Annotated in this window: 20 protein-coding genes and 1 pseudogene; 15 read left to right on the top strand and 6 right to left on the bottom strand. The window is 63.9% G+C overall.

Features of this window, described 5'->3' with window-relative positions; translation table 11 throughout:
* Positions 1 to 68: 68 nt before the first annotated feature.
* The 13 genes and pseudogenes from GL300_RS23315 (at position 69) to GL300_RS23265 (ending at position 6,270) form a co-directional block, all read left to right on the top strand.
* The gene (locus GL300_RS23315; RefSeq protein WP_155042089.1) at positions 69 to 506 is read left to right on the top strand and encodes a tellurite resistance TerB family protein; all 438 of its coding nucleotides are present in this window, start codon (positions 69 to 71) and stop codon (positions 504 to 506) included.
* Entirely contained in the window at positions 503 to 670 is a 168-nt protein-coding gene (locus GL300_RS23310; protein ID WP_155042088.1) for a hypothetical protein, read from the top strand. Before GL300_RS23315 ends, GL300_RS23310 begins: the two co-directional genes overlap by 4 nt.
* The gene (locus GL300_RS23305; RefSeq protein ID WP_155042087.1) at positions 667 to 945 is read left to right on the top strand and encodes a DUF2312 domain-containing protein; all 279 of its coding nucleotides are present in this window, start codon (positions 667 to 669) and stop codon (positions 943 to 945) included. Before GL300_RS23310 ends, GL300_RS23305 begins: the two co-directional genes overlap by 4 nt.
* Positions 942 to 1,199: a hypothetical protein gene (locus GL300_RS23300; protein ID WP_155042086.1), complete on the top strand. Its 258-nt coding sequence runs from the start codon at positions 942 to 944 to the stop codon at positions 1,197 to 1,199. Before GL300_RS23305 ends, GL300_RS23300 begins: the two co-directional genes overlap by 4 nt.
* A 22-nt stretch (positions 1,200 to 1,221) precedes the next feature.
* Positions 1,222 to 1,497, top strand: a complete 276-nt coding sequence (locus GL300_RS23295) for a hypothetical protein (protein ID WP_155042085.1) — start codon at positions 1,222 to 1,224, stop codon at positions 1,495 to 1,497.
* Positions 1,498 to 1,590: 93 nt separating this feature from the next.
* Complete coding sequence (locus tag GL300_RS23290; protein WP_155042084.1) at positions 1,591 to 1,995, top strand: hypothetical protein; 405 nt, start codon at positions 1,591 to 1,593, stop codon at positions 1,993 to 1,995.
* Positions 1,996 to 2,262: 267 nt separating this feature from the next.
* Positions 2,263 to 2,769, top strand: a complete 507-nt coding sequence (locus GL300_RS23285; protein ID WP_155042083.1) for a hypothetical protein — start codon at positions 2,263 to 2,265, stop codon at positions 2,767 to 2,769.
* A gap of 99 nt (positions 2,770 to 2,868) precedes the next feature.
* Positions 2,869 to 3,432: pseudogene (locus GL300_RS27545) on the top strand (crAss001_48 related protein); the annotation flags it as partial.
* 154 nt (positions 3,433 to 3,586) lie between these two features.
* Positions 3,587 to 3,919: a hypothetical protein gene (locus GL300_RS26925; RefSeq protein WP_246195375.1), complete on the top strand. Its 333-nt coding sequence runs from the start codon at positions 3,587 to 3,589 to the stop codon at positions 3,917 to 3,919.
* Positions 3,916 to 4,203 carry a hypothetical protein gene (locus GL300_RS26920; RefSeq protein WP_246195373.1) on the top strand — a complete coding sequence of 96 codons (288 nt, stop codon included), beginning with the start codon at positions 3,916 to 3,918 and terminating at the stop codon, positions 4,201 to 4,203. Before GL300_RS26925 ends, GL300_RS26920 begins: the two co-directional genes overlap by 4 nt.
* 430 nt (positions 4,204 to 4,633) lie before the next feature.
* Positions 4,634 to 4,834, top strand: a complete 201-nt coding sequence (locus GL300_RS23275; protein WP_155042081.1) for a hypothetical protein — start codon at positions 4,634 to 4,636, stop codon at positions 4,832 to 4,834.
* 347 nt (positions 4,835 to 5,181) lie between these two features.
* Positions 5,182 to 5,895, top strand: coding sequence for an ArsR family transcriptional regulator (locus tag GL300_RS23270; protein ID WP_155042080.1), 714 nt, complete (start codon positions 5,182 to 5,184; stop codon positions 5,893 to 5,895).
* A 117-nt stretch (positions 5,896 to 6,012) separates the two neighbouring features.
* Positions 6,013 to 6,270: a hypothetical protein gene (locus tag GL300_RS23265; protein WP_155042079.1), complete on the top strand. Its 258-nt coding sequence runs from the start codon at positions 6,013 to 6,015 to the stop codon at positions 6,268 to 6,270.
* Between the two features lie 3 nt (positions 6,271 to 6,273).
* Here the strand turns inward: GL300_RS23265 and GL300_RS23260 are convergent, their stop codons facing one another.
* Positions 6,274 to 7,161, bottom strand: coding sequence for a hypothetical protein (locus tag GL300_RS23260; protein WP_155042078.1), 888 nt, complete (start codon positions 7,159 to 7,161; stop codon positions 6,274 to 6,276).
* Positions 7,158 to 7,400, bottom strand: a complete 243-nt coding sequence (locus tag GL300_RS23255) for a hypothetical protein (protein ID WP_155042077.1) — start codon at positions 7,398 to 7,400, stop codon at positions 7,158 to 7,160. The genes GL300_RS23260 and GL300_RS23255 overlap by 4 nt, the downstream gene beginning before the upstream one ends.
* Before the next feature lie 131 nt (positions 7,401 to 7,531).
* On the opposite strand from GL300_RS23255, the gene GL300_RS23250 reads away from it, so the two are divergent.
* Positions 7,532 to 8,152 carry a ParA family protein gene (locus GL300_RS23250; RefSeq protein ID WP_155042076.1) on the top strand — a complete coding sequence of 207 codons (621 nt, stop codon included), beginning with the start codon at positions 7,532 to 7,534 and terminating at the stop codon, positions 8,150 to 8,152.
* Complete coding sequence (locus GL300_RS23245) at positions 8,149 to 8,415, top strand: hypothetical protein (protein ID WP_155042075.1); 267 nt, start codon at positions 8,149 to 8,151, stop codon at positions 8,413 to 8,415. Before GL300_RS23250 ends, GL300_RS23245 begins: the two co-directional genes overlap by 4 nt.
* Before the next feature lie 36 nt (positions 8,416 to 8,451).
* Here GL300_RS23245 and GL300_RS23240 read toward each other — a convergent pair whose 3' ends face one another.
* The 4 genes from GL300_RS23240 to GL300_RS23225 form a co-directional block, all read right to left on the bottom strand.
* Positions 8,452 to 8,949, bottom strand: a complete 498-nt coding sequence (locus tag GL300_RS23240; RefSeq protein WP_155042074.1) for a hypothetical protein — start codon at positions 8,947 to 8,949, stop codon at positions 8,452 to 8,454.
* Position 8,950: 1 nt separating this feature from the next.
* On the bottom strand, positions 8,951 to 9,778 hold the full coding sequence (locus tag GL300_RS23235; protein WP_155042073.1) for an N-acetylmuramidase domain-containing protein: 828 nt from the start codon (positions 9,776 to 9,778) through the stop codon (positions 8,951 to 8,953).
* Between the two features lie 62 nt (positions 9,779 to 9,840).
* On the bottom strand, positions 9,841 to 11,649 hold the full coding sequence (locus tag GL300_RS23230) for a hypothetical protein (RefSeq protein ID WP_155042072.1): 1,809 nt from the start codon (positions 11,647 to 11,649) through the stop codon (positions 9,841 to 9,843).
* On the bottom strand, positions 11,649 to 12,098 hold the full coding sequence (locus GL300_RS23225) for a hypothetical protein (protein WP_155042071.1): 450 nt from the start codon (positions 12,096 to 12,098) through the stop codon (positions 11,649 to 11,651). The genes GL300_RS23230 and GL300_RS23225 overlap by 1 nt, the downstream gene beginning before the upstream one ends.
* Between the last annotated feature and the right edge of the window lie 7 nt (positions 12,099 to 12,105).

Genomic DNA, 12,105 nt, shown 5'->3' with positions numbered 1-12,105 from the left:
CGAGCAGCTGGCCCTGTTTTGAGAAGCCGCGCCCGGCGGTTCCGGGCTGAGACGAACGGGAGAAAACGATGTTCGGACGACTGAAAGAACGCCTGACCGGCGGCGCGAAGCGCCTGAGCGGCCGCACCGATCTGCTGGAAGGCATCGCCGCCGCCAGCGTTCTGGGCGGCGCGGCCGATGGTGACCTGAGCGACGACGAAGCGATGGTGGCCCTCGATCGGCTGAAGGCGCATGAGGCCCTGAGCGCGGCATTCACCGCCACCCAGATCGAGCAAGCCTTTGACAAGCAGGCAGCGCGCGCAAAGCAGGGTCTGGCTGGTCGCATCGGCCTGCGCCGCGAGATCGAGCAGGTCGGTAGCAGCGCGAGCGAGGAAGATCGCGAGATGCTGCTGGTGATCGCGATCGATGTGGTCTGCGCCGATGGCGATATCAGCGAGGCCGAGCGCAAGGCGCTGAACACCATCGGTCAGGCCGTGAACCTCCCGGTCGCCCGGTATCTCGAATGACCAGAACCCAGAAGGTTCTGCTCGGCTGCGCCCTCGGCGCAGCCCTCCTCCTGATCGTGGCCAGCGCGATCCGGCCCCTCGCCCTCATCACCCTCGTGTTGGTGGGCATCGGTGGGATCGCCTGCGCCGTCAGCAACTATCGCGCCCGGAAGGACAAGCGATGATCGATGATGAATCGAAGCCCCTCAAAGAACCGAAGCCAGCCTTTGAACTGAGCTCAGGCGAACTGCGTCAGATCATTGAGGTGCGCGAGCAGCTGGAGGCTGAAAAGAGCCAGGTCGTTGACCAGATCAAGGCTCACATGGCCGAGGCGAAAGCCCGCGGCTATGACCTCAAGGCGCTGAACCAAGTCCTCGCTCGGCGAAAACGCCATCAGGACGATATCAACGAAGAACAAGCCGTCCTCGACACCTACCTCGCCGCGATGGGGATGGAATGAGCGACGCCCCCACCCCCAAGCAGATCCCGACGCTGGGAGGCGTGATGGGCGAACTGCTGGAGACAGCCAAGCGCCTCGCCACCGAACACGGCATTACCAGCTGCTGCGAAGCCCATGCCGGAGCCAAGCTGTTGGCCGTGACCTACCTCAACACCTGCAGGAGTCTGGGCGAAAGCCCGGCTCAGGCCATGCAGGCGCTGCCGATCTTGGCCCACAGCCTGAGCCGCGCCCCGGAGGGCGAAACCATCCACTAAACCCAGCAGAGGAAGGCCCGAGATGACCGGATGCATCGTCCAAGTGTGGTTTGAACCCGAAACTGAAACGCCGGGCAGGCGCGCGCCCTTCAGCATGATCGAAACCGAAATGCCCGACTTCGCCACCTTCTGCGAGATGGTCGATGCAAACCGCTTTATCGGGGGCGCGATCCTCTGGACCCGCAAGGGTGAGGAATACAACGAGATGATCGTCACCAGGCGTCAGCCGGTCGCCTTCAGGGGCGAAGCCGTGCTGCGCTGCCAAGCGCCGCTCTGGCGCTTTGTCGAGCAGGAATAACTTTCCCAACGCCGCGCTCCGCATCTCTTCGCTACGCACCGCACCGCACCGCACCGCTCTGCACCGCAACGCAACGACCACCCAGAGAACCAGATGACCCAGAAATCCCAACTAACCGAGAAGATCTGCACAGCCCTGCGCGGCTGCAATGGCGAGATCAGCTGGGGCGCGATCGAGATCGCCGCCGGCCGACCACTGGCCGAGATCCGCGCCGCCATCCGCACCGCCCGGACCTGCCTCGAGCGCGACGAAGGAATCGTCTTCACCACCGTGATGAAGATCGGCCTGCGCCGACTGAGCGACAGCGAGAAGATCGCCTCGACCGCCGAGCATAGCCGCAAGATCCACCGCACCGCAGGTGCGGGCATCGCCCGCCTCGCCGCCGTCAGCGACATGGCCCGGCTCTCGAATGCCGACCAGATGACCGCGACCCTGCGGCAAACCGTGTTCACCGCCGTCCGACGCGAGACGTCGAACGACAAGCAGGCCGAAGCCTGAAGCTTTCCCCGCGCAACGCTTCGCAACGCATCGCATCGCAACGCAGCGCAACGCAACGCAACGATCAGAAGAACCCCATGCCCGAACCCACCCCACCCTGAAGATTTCCCACCGCGATGCCCCGCCTCGCATCGCGACGCCGCGCGTCGCACCGCCTCGCGTCGCAACGCAACGCAACGATCAGACCACCCAGCACCCAGAGGACCACCCAGAATGCGCCAAGTCTCCGTCACCCTGCGCGGCATCTCGCCCTACTCCCAGAGCCGGATGCACGACACCCCGAAGCTCGATAAGGAGCGCCCCGACGATTACGAGATCAGGACATGGCGGGAGAAGCACACCTATCACCCGAAAACCGGCGAGGTGCATATCCCGGCGATGGCGCTGAAGCAGGCGCTGCCGGCCGCCGCCAAGCGCCTCGGCATGCAGATCCCAGGACGCGGGAAAAGCACCTATACCAAGTATTTTGAAGGCGACGTGCTGTGCAATGCCGACATCCCACTCGGCATCGGAAAAGACGAGACGGACCCGATCACCATCAATGCCAACAGCGATGGCGTCCGAGGCTCCGGCAAGCGCGTCAAGCGGACCTTCCCCATGATTTACGATTGGGAGGCGACCGCCGAATTCACCATCTTTGACGACACCATCACGATCCCCGTGTTCGAGGAAGTGATGCGCGCCGCTGGCCAGAGTGTCGGGATCGGACGTTTCCGCCCCGAGAATGGCGGCATCAATGGCCGCTTCGTGCCGGTCAGCTTCAGCTGGCACTGATTAGAATTCTCAACACTCCGCAACGCCCCGCTCCGCTCCGCCTCGCGACGCTTCGCCGCTCCACGCTACGCATCGCAACGCAACGCAACGCAACGTTTCATGAAGGCCACCATGTCACCCCATGAAGAACGAATGATCACCGAGGAAAAGGAACTGGCCGAGCGGGTCGCGAAGCTGGGACCGTTCCTCGATAGCGGGATCTATGACGACCTGCCGCAGCAGGATCGAATTCTGCTGGCCAACCAGTACTCCTGCATGACGGGATACCTCGGCATTTTGCGCCAGCGCATCGCCAGGATCTCGCCACCGCCCAAGCCGCAGACCGAAGCCTTGACGGAAAAGGCCCTCACCATCGAAGGGTCAATCAAGATCCCGCCGATAGAGGATACACATGCAGATATTCGCCGCGGCGCGCGGAGGACGGATCACCGCTTCAGCCTAACCCCAGCCCCGTCTGACGAAACGCCGCTTGATCGGGTCCGATCAGCGCCTGACGCCAACCCGCAGTATTTCGCCGCAGTAGGGCTGATCGTCCTGAGCGGTCGCGGGTCAACGTCCCACGTCCAGCGGACACTCGGCATCGGATACAATGCTGCAGCCCGCCTCATTGAAAGAGCAGAGAGCGACGGCATCCTCGCGCCACCCAATGAGGTGGGCAAGCGTGAGGTGCTAGTCGGGGTCGGTGCGCTCGCCCCCCCGCTGCAGACGCCCGCCTGCCCCCCATCGGCGACAGGACCGGACAGGAGCCATGCGGGGAATGCCACCTGCGGCCCGGCGAAACCTGTGACATCTGCAACGCCACCGCGGAGGCCCCGAAATGAACTCACTTCCCCCGCTTCCCGTCCTCATTCTTGTTCCTACGGGCATCGCCATCCTGATCCTGCTGTTTGGCTGGCTGGATCGCCGCCATGCCCGCAAGGCTTGGCGCGAGGCAGGGCTGCAGGCGCACATGAGCATCTATGGCCGCCGCGCGCCGAATTACCCCGCAATGGTTGCCGATCGCCGCGCGGACGACACGCAGCCGGCCGAGGTCCACATCATCATCCATCAAGCGTGGCCGTCTCACGAAGATATGCCGTCCCTCTACGGATATGCGCCCTCGCACACGACAGACAGCGCATCATCCACCAGCGCGGGCGCCGGAGAATGAACCATACCTTTATCGGTTTTGCCGACCCTCCATCCTTTCCCGTGACGTGCCCGACGACCGACGATCGCATTAAATGGATCACCTTGATCGGGCAGGCGACCAACGTCCCGGATCTGTGGGAGGCCCAGATACCCGGAGTCAAAAACGCCGCCTTTGTCATGAAAGGCAGCGGAGCGATCATTCATGACGCGTTCGACACCCAGTCGCTGATCATTCCCCGAGCTCTGCATTGGGACGCTTTGGATTACCTCTGCCGCATGCACGTCGAGGGAGTGTGGGTATGATCTGGGGCTGGAAGAACGGCAACTATTATGGACGCGCCCGTGACTGATCGTTGCCATTGGTATCGCGACGGCGCTGGCAAGGTGCTGATCCCAATGTGCATGGGTGCTGCGGTCTATGGGCCTGAACATTGCACATGCGACGTGCCCGAAAGCCGCATTGAGGCGGCAGAGCGCGGGCGGGCAGAGGCAGAGCGGCAGGTGCTGCGGCTACGCGAGGCCCGCGACAGGCGGCTTGATGAGCAGCGAGCGCAATGGCGGCAGAGCAAACGGCTATGGGCGCGAATCCGCGAATTAGAGCAACGCCGATAAGCGGAACTTATCATGATGGATCGGCCCCGCCGGCCGACCCCGAGGCAGACCGCAAAACCCATCCAGCACGCGGAGCCCTCCCATTCCCCACCGCCCAGACTTAGCCGCAAAGGAGCAAGACATGAGCCGACCCAAGAACCCAATCATGCGGTTCTTCGCATATGAGCATCTGCCGCCAAAGCTGCAGGTGATCAGCGCCCCCTTCGGCGAACTGGCTGACGCGCTGAACGACGCCCTGCCCGACAGCGCCGAGAAAAGCGCCGGGCTGAGGAAGCTGCTCGAGGCCAAGGACTGCATGATCCGCGCCAGCCTCGACTCTTGATTTTTCACTGCATCCGCGCATAGTGCGGGCCGTGCGCTTCCTCGTTCTTGGCTGACCGGGGGCACAAGGCTGGACCCTCGGGTCCAGCCCCTACGCACGTCCCTAAATGAAAAGCCTATAGCGCGGGTTTCGACCCGCGTCTTTTTCCTTCCCCAGCAGGGAACGGTCGCTGCTTGTGCTTGGTCGACCGAAGCGATCGCAAGGTCTTCTTATTAGGATATATGGATACCTTGGTGCTTTTGGCCCGATCTCCCCAGCAAACGCAGGCGGAAACGAATCTCGACAGTTGTCCCACAGACAACTATAGTTGTCCCACAGACAACTATCAGCCGGAATAGGTGACAGGGATGGGCAGGATCACCGACGCGGAGCTCCGCAAGCGTGGAGTCAGCGACGAGGACATCGAGACAGCTAGGATCGTCCAGCAGGCCCAGCGACGAAGCGGCGCGAAGGTGCAGCAGCGCGCGGTCATCGTCGGAGCGATCCAAGAGCGTCACAGCAGCCCGCCGGTTGATCTGACCGAGCGGCAGATGCACAAGCGCGGGTCATACGATCAGGCCGCCCTTTTGCTCGACCAGCAGGCGATGCAAGAATCCAGCCCGGAACGAGCCGAGCGGGCGCGGGAGGCCTCTCGCGCCGCCAAGGAACTCTCGTCGTCCCAACAGATCGAATTTGACTTCTTCGGAGGTGGTAACGTGTCAATCGCATTTCAGTATCAGAGCACCATCCGCCAGAGACTGGTCAACTCAGGCGTCAGCCGCGCGCAGCAACATCTGGCAGCGTCCGTCTTGTGGGAAATCTGCTGCCATCTCAGCTGGCAGAGCTACGAATGCAGCAAGACCGCAGGCGAACTCTGCCAGATCGCAGATGTGGAAACTGCCGCAATGGCCCGCACCCTTGCCCTGCTCGAACAGGTGGGGGCGATCGTGCGCGTGAAGAAGGGACGCGGCAAGGTCATCACCGTGACGCCCGAGGGTGCTTATCGCGGCAACATCCACAATCACGGAAAGGCCGTCGAGCGTTACCGGCTCGATGTGATCGACGGCGGCAAGACCGACTGACTGCATGCAGTCAGTCGAACTCTTACACGCCACCCGATAAGTAAGATCAACGGTTTCTCTGGACTGGCGCGCGCGCCCCGGTATCGTCCGGGGCGCATCACTCAGCCAGGAACCACCATGCGCCGCACCGCCCCCTTTGCCCTGATCCTCGCCCTTTCCGCCTGCGCGGCAGAGCCGATCGTCGTGGAAAACTCCGGCAGCATTGTCGAACTGGCCGGTGGCCCAGCCTCACTGCACCGCACGGCCGAGGCCGTCGCCTTCCATCAGCCCACCGCCGACCGACTCTGCCGTGAGCGCGGCTATGGCAGCGCGCAATTTGCGAGCGAGAAAGAGGACATGTTTGTGATGAGCTACCTCTTCAATTGCATCCGGTGACCGTCACGGCATCTGCGGCGACGGCAACGGGTCTGATCCGACCCAAGGGGCAATGGTCGTAACGCCACCGAGGCCCGCGCAGGCGTAAGCATCGCAGACGTCATAGGCGATGCTCAGAAACTGCGTGAGCTCCACCCCTGCCCCGCCCGGCGTGAACCGGACGCCGGTCATCATGTAGCGCATGGCATAGCTCACAGCCAAAGCTGCGGAGTTGCCCGGCCCCGCGTTATTGGTCTGCTTCAGGTGCAGACCATCGGAATAGACAGAGCCGCCCCCCATGTAGGTCTGCCAATTTCGCACGATGGGCAGGCACGGCAGCATGTAGACCGGGACCGTGATCTCGGGACGAGCCGTGAGCCAATCGACCGTATACTGGCAAACCCCCAGATTGCTGGCATCCGTGCTGCCGGGCAGCGCCTCGACCGGATGCGGACCCATGAAGAATATCGCGCGAGCGCCCCGCGCCTGCATGGTGACCGCATAGCTGAACGCCGCCTGCAGGCCCGCGATGCCCTCCGAGGAATTCGGCGCGAACATCATGCCGGTGCCGATATCCCCAAACTCGGTGAACCAGAAGGCAAATGCTGCTTGGCTGGTGTCGGTGCGATCAATGCCGTTGCGCGCCCACAGCTGCGCGAGCCGACCATAACCCAAGAAACTAAGCCAGACGTCGCCGGTCCAGCCGTTCCGCGCCTCAAGATCATAGATCGCACCCGAGCCGTTATCGGCGGTCCCCTCCAGAGCCGCGACCTGCGGAAAGCTGAGAAAACTATGCCCGACCGAGACGACATCGTCGGACAGCGCGAAGAACGGCCGCGTCGGAGCGCCGCCACCGCCCCCGGAGCCGGGACCATGCATGGCCAGCCCGCCAAAACTCAGATCCAACCTCATAGCGCAGGAACCACCCGCAGCAGCGCGGTCGCGTTCTGAGCGCGGGCGAAGAACGTGCGATCGCCACTCGCCCGGATCACGTCAAAATCCTCGGCCAGAATAAGCGCGTCCGCGTCATTCGCAGGCATCGAGGCTGCGACGACGATCTCGATGGGGGAGCCGCCGCCATGCTGCAGCAGGCCATTCGCGACGACCGAATACGGCCCCGTGAACGCAGTCGTGAGAGAGTGTTTCGCCATTATCGACCTCCAGTCGGAATTTTGACTGCATGCATGCATACACTTACGCACTTACGCACTTAGGCAGTCGTATTGACTTCATTAGGAAGCGGCGCATCCTAGAGGGCACACAGACCCCGGAGACAGCCAAGATGAAAACCATATGCGTGACCGCCCAAAAGGGCGGCGCAGGAAAGACCACGCTCGCGCGCAACCTCGCGGTCGCCGCCAGCCAGGATGGCCAGCGCGCCGTGCTGATCGACCTAGATCCACAGCAGAGCCTGCGCGGCTGGTGGGACAGCCGAGAGGCCGATGAACCAGCGATGCTCGCGACCGATCCGGCTCCACACCAGCTGGCCCATGCCCTGATCCGTCTGGCCGAAGATTTCGACCTCTGCGTGATCGACACGCCGCCGGCCGCCCCAGACTGGCTGGCCGAGGCCATCACGCTTGCGGATCTCGCACTGGTCCCGGTGCGACCGAGCGCCGATGATCTGCGCGCCGTGGGCGCGACCATCGCCGCGCTAGAGCGGGCAGGGACACCCTTCGCCTTCGTCCTGAGCCAAGCGCCGCGCGCCAAGCTGACGGATCAGACCGTCCGGGCGCTGGCCCGACATGGCCGGATCGCTCCCGAGAATATCGCGCAGCGCGTGGCCTATGCGGAGACGGCCGGGAGCGGGCAGGGGGTCTGCGAGACAAACGACAGCAAGGCCCGCGCCGAAATGGCGGGCATCTGGTCCTATGTCCGCGAACTGACCGAGGCGCGCGCATGAGCAAGAAACCCATCGAGATGGACCTCGGCAGCTTCATCGACACCGCCCGGGCACCAATCCCGACCGGCATCCCGCAGCGCGGAGCAGAGCCACATGAGAGACTGGTCCCGCGCCCGAAGCCCGAGCGCCGCATGGATCAGGTGAGCGTCCGCTGCAAGCCCAGCATCCGGGCTGCGTTCGAGGCCGAATCGCGCCGCCTCGACATCCCGCAGGCCGAACTGTTCGAGATCATCATCCGCGAACGATTCGGCCTGATTGACTGAATCAACCTGCCTGACTGCATGCAGTCAGGCAGTTATTCACTTCACCAAGGATTTGCGCAGGAGCGTCGGCAGATCGGCCCCCAGCGCCGCCGGGTCTGCCTTTTGCGCGGCCTGCGCCAAAGCGATGCTCGCCATCTGCCGCAGGTGCGCACGCTCATCACCCCCGAGAGCCATCCCGAACCGCGCAAGGGCGCCGGGATTACCCCGATCAACATAGGACAGCACCACATCGAGCGCGGTATCCACCCGCCGTCCGAGCGCCGTGCTACCCGCCTGATCGATCAGCCAGCCAAGCGCCACCGTCGCGCCGCGCTCCAGCGCCAGCTTCAGCGCCTCGCGCGCCTTGGCATCGAGATACGCGCCGGTGACCTTGGCGACCACCGCCGACCCGGCCGAGGCCAGAGAGGTGGCGATCGCGGCCGCGAGCCAAGCCACCGCCTGATCCGCGAACGCTTGCCCGGCAGCAAAGGCCGCGAGCGGCGCAGTCGCCAGAGCCACGACGACGCCCAGCGCCGCCGGAGAAAAACGCTTCATGTCAAACCTCCTTGAGAAGCAGATCCCAGCCAGCGGGATCGATGATGCCGTGGGCCTCTCGGCCCAGCGATTTCTGCCAAGCGCAGACCGCAGTATGGGTCATGGGACCGAAGCGCCCGTCGATGTCGCCCAGCGCGAAGCCCAGCGCCGTCAGACGCTGCTGCGCCAGGCGCACCGCATCGCCGCGCGAGCCGAGGCCGAGGCGCGGGCGTTCCGGGTCGAGGACCAGATCAGGGATGCGCTGCCAGCGCGCGAAAGCCGCCGCCAGCTTCTTGTGGTAGCCGTGCTGGGCATAGCCCGGCCCGTTATAGCCGCGAGCGAAGCCCGACCAGTCACAGCGCTGCAGGTCATCCGCCAGCCCTTCGGCGGCGATGAAGGACACCATCCCCTCCAGCTGCGCGGTTTCGCTCTCGCAGAAGGCAGCGACCATCTCCCCGGCAGAGGCATAGCCTGCAGCGCGATGGTTGCGGCCGAGGATCTGGCCCAACCCCCATGAGGCCGAGCGCAGCGCTGCGTTCACGTCGACCTTCAGCGCGCGCGCCAGACGCGGATAGCTGTCGGCGGGGTAGGGCAGCTCCCCCCATTTCCGATAGGCCAGCCCCTGCGCTTCAGCCGCCACCCGCTTCTGTCCCGGCCCAAGCTCGGACCACAGTCGATGGGGCTCAAACAACATGGACGGTCGACCGAGCCGGTCATAGCCGCCCCCACGTGTCTCGACCTCGAGGACAGCGCGCAGCGCATCCTCGGAGCAGTCGATACGGCGCGCGAGCAGAGGGACATCGAGCGCCTCCAGCCGCCGGGCGCGGCCGATGAAACCGGATGGATACATCTCACCTCCTAAAAAAAAGGCCCCGCGTAAGCGAGGCCGGGGTCACAGGACGGATCGGAGGGTTACTCGACCAAGTCAGGCCAGAGATCCTCGATCCCGTAGGGCATCTGGAAGGCGCGCTGCAGATAGCGCTGCAGGTTGAAGCGCTGGCCACCCGTGGGAACGACGCGGGACGCGATCAGGTTGTGAACCGTCACCGCGGCATGCGGCACGACAAGACGGTTCACGGTCGGGTTGGGCGTGACCGAGGCTTGGTTTTGCCCCGCCACCTGCTTTCCCTCGGTCGCGCCGACTTGGTTCAACTCGAAGCGGTTGATGTAGATCTCCGCGTTTCGCCCGCTGAGCCCCACATGACCGGGATAAGGATGGAAACCCTCATACAGATATCGGCGCACCCCGCTGGAGGTGCCCATCCCCGAAGGCTGGACTGCGCCCTCACCCAGCAGGGATGCGATATAGGACCGCAGATGCAATGCATCAAATTCGGAGTTGTAGGTGCCGGATAGCGCCACCTTGTCCGAACCGGAGCCGAGCAGGTGGAACAGATCAGCAAATCCGCTGGCCGCAGCATCCACATCGATATCAAACACCGCCGTCACATAGCGGGCAGGCCCCGATGGGAAGGAGTAGCTCGCCCCGGTCACGGTCGGCGTCGCACGATGGAACAGCAGATCGGACCCCAGAATCTGAGCCGGGGTCGAATTGCGGATGCGGGGCATCCGATAGGTGAGCTCCTGCGGCGTTCCCTGCACCCGGCCGGCGCGAGGATAGGTGGAGCCGATCTCATAGGCGATGTTCTGGAAGTAGGTCGCCAGAGCAGGCTCGAGCGTATAGACCCCATCGGTCGCGGGCTTGCCCCTCGGGTCGATGCCAAAGACCAGATAGCTGACCAAGCAGTTGATCAGGTAGTCGCCGCGGTAGTTGAGCATGTACCAATGCTTCGGCACGGTGATCGACGTGACCGGGACGCCGGTGTTGGTGTTGTCGCCGTTGGCATGGACCTGCCGGTAGTCGGTCAGGATCGGCGCGATGCCGTCCCGGATATCCTCATAGAGCCGCTTGAAAAGCAGGTGGAACGGGATCATCGAGACGATGAAGGGCGAGCCCTCCTGTTCGACCTGATAATTCAGGCGGTCCTGCTGCCACTCCATCGACTCGCCCAGCGAGTCGAACTTCTCCTGAAACCAGTTTTCCATCTGCTCCGGCGTCAGGACGACCGACAGCGAGTCGAGACGCGGCCAAGGCGCTGCCAGCCATACCTGACGGATACCCGAGACAGCCGCCTCCCGCATAAGCTCCATGCGGCCCCGGAGCTCGGCATTGTGCCAGTCCTGCTGGAAGGGCGAGAAGCTCCATGCATAGGGCGCGGGCATGTTCGTGTAGGAGTATTTATGCTCGGCCCCCGGATAAGCCGCCCGGCTGTCGATCTGCAAATCCGAGGTGTCCAAGATCAGGACATCATGGTCAGCCATATGGGTGAAGGGGTTTGCAGAGCCATACTGCCCGCCGTGGGCGTTGGTGATGACCTGATCCAGCGTCACCCGGCCCAAGGTCGCCGCCATCTGAATGCCCGGCGTGGCATAGCCTGCGACCGTGGTCGCGAGCGGCCCGTCATAGTTATCGCGGAACACGGTCGGCCAAGTATGGTTCAGACCCGGTGACCAGGTGTTGCCGGTCAGGCAGGCCATATCCGAGGAACCGACGCAGAGGACCACATCCGAGGTGCGGGCGATCTTCGCGGGCAGGGTGCTGGCATAAGGCTTTGACCAGACCATCTCGCCATCGCGGAAGATCTTCTCGGGGGCGATATCACCCCGATCCCCACCCCGGAAGATCTTCGTGGCGCGGTTGACGCGCAGGACGCCCCCCATCAGGCCGCCCCTTGCGTCGAGATGACCAGCGCCAACGGATGCGCCGTCGAATAAGCGATCGCCGCAGAGTCGGTCGCGAATTCCACAATCTCAGCCGATTCACCGAACGGCACTGCCAAGACCAGATCCCAGCCTGCGTTCGCGGCCGGCGAGGCCGGGAAGTTGGCCGCACTGGTGGTCTGCACCGCCAGAGAGCGGAACACGCAGGCCAAGCGCTGGGTCGGGAATTGCCGCCAGACGATCGAGCCGACGACGCAAGCCAGATCCTCGGCATAAGCGCGGGGCGCACCGACACCCCAGGACGGACCCTGCGGCCCCGCCGGAATCGCCTCGATCAGCTGGAATAGCGCAGCCATCCCCAGATTGATCGATTCGGTCGCCTGACCGACGGCAATGCGCCGACCGCTCGAGGTGGTAACGACCTCGAAATCAACAGTAGGTGCGGGCATTATAAGA

It is taken from the genome of Paracoccus litorisediminis (assembly GCF_009711205.1).
Classification (GTDB): Bacteria; Pseudomonadota; Alphaproteobacteria; order Rhodobacterales; family Rhodobacteraceae; genus Paracoccus; species Paracoccus litorisediminis.
The sequence above is the reverse complement of the archived record's forward strand: the minus strand, read 5'-3'. Positions and strand labels throughout refer to the sequence as shown.

Excerpts from the sequence above, each read along its gene's own strand:
- GL300_RS23250 (WP_155042076.1), top strand. The coding sequence starts at position 7,532 with ATGAAAACCATATGCGTGACCGCCCAAAAGGGCGGCGCAGGAAAGACC.
- GL300_RS23305 (WP_155042087.1), top strand. The coding sequence starts at position 667 with ATGATCGATGATGAATCGAAGCCCCTCAAAGAACCGAAGCCAGCCTTT.
- GL300_RS23285 (WP_155042083.1), top strand. The coding sequence starts at position 2,263 with ATGCACGACACCCCGAAGCTCGATAAGGAGCGCCCCGACGATTACGAG.
- GL300_RS23255 (WP_155042077.1), bottom strand. The coding sequence starts at position 7,400 with ATGGCGAAACACTCTCTCACGACTGCGTTCACGGGGCCGTATTCGGTC.
- GL300_RS23265 (WP_155042079.1), top strand. The coding sequence starts at position 6,013 with ATGCGCCGCACCGCCCCCTTTGCCCTGATCCTCGCCCTTTCCGCCTGC.
- GL300_RS23245 (WP_155042075.1), top strand. The coding sequence starts at position 8,149 with ATGAGCAAGAAACCCATCGAGATGGACCTCGGCAGCTTCATCGACACC.
- GL300_RS23240 (WP_155042074.1), bottom strand. The coding sequence starts at position 8,949 with ATGAAGCGTTTTTCTCCGGCGGCGCTGGGCGTCGTCGTGGCTCTGGCG.
- GL300_RS26925 (WP_246195375.1), top strand. The coding sequence starts at position 3,587 with ATGAACTCACTTCCCCCGCTTCCCGTCCTCATTCTTGTTCCTACGGGC.
- GL300_RS23290 (WP_155042084.1), top strand. The coding sequence starts at position 1,591 with ATGACCCAGAAATCCCAACTAACCGAGAAGATCTGCACAGCCCTGCGC.
- GL300_RS23235 (WP_155042073.1), bottom strand. The coding sequence starts at position 9,778 with ATGTATCCATCCGGTTTCATCGGCCGCGCCCGGCGGCTGGAGGCGCTC.
- GL300_RS23225 (WP_155042071.1), bottom strand. The coding sequence starts at position 12,098 with ATGCCCGCACCTACTGTTGATTTCGAGGTCGTTACCACCTCGAGCGGT.
- GL300_RS23260 (WP_155042078.1), bottom strand. The coding sequence starts at position 7,161 with ATGAGGTTGGATCTGAGTTTTGGCGGGCTGGCCATGCATGGTCCCGGC.
- GL300_RS23295 (WP_155042085.1), top strand. The coding sequence starts at position 1,222 with ATGACCGGATGCATCGTCCAAGTGTGGTTTGAACCCGAAACTGAAACG.
- GL300_RS23275 (WP_155042081.1), top strand. The coding sequence starts at position 4,634 with ATGAGCCGACCCAAGAACCCAATCATGCGGTTCTTCGCATATGAGCAT.
- GL300_RS23270 (WP_155042080.1), top strand. The coding sequence starts at position 5,182 with ATGGGCAGGATCACCGACGCGGAGCTCCGCAAGCGTGGAGTCAGCGAC.
- GL300_RS23315 (WP_155042089.1), top strand. The coding sequence starts at position 69 with ATGTTCGGACGACTGAAAGAACGCCTGACCGGCGGCGCGAAGCGCCTG.
- GL300_RS23300 (WP_155042086.1), top strand. The coding sequence starts at position 942 with ATGAGCGACGCCCCCACCCCCAAGCAGATCCCGACGCTGGGAGGCGTG.
- GL300_RS23310 (WP_155042088.1), top strand. The coding sequence starts at position 503 with ATGACCAGAACCCAGAAGGTTCTGCTCGGCTGCGCCCTCGGCGCAGCC.
- GL300_RS26920 (WP_246195373.1), top strand. The coding sequence starts at position 3,916 with ATGAACCATACCTTTATCGGTTTTGCCGACCCTCCATCCTTTCCCGTG.
- GL300_RS23230 (WP_155042072.1), bottom strand. The coding sequence starts at position 11,649 with ATGGGGGGCGTCCTGCGCGTCAACCGCGCCACGAAGATCTTCCGGGGT.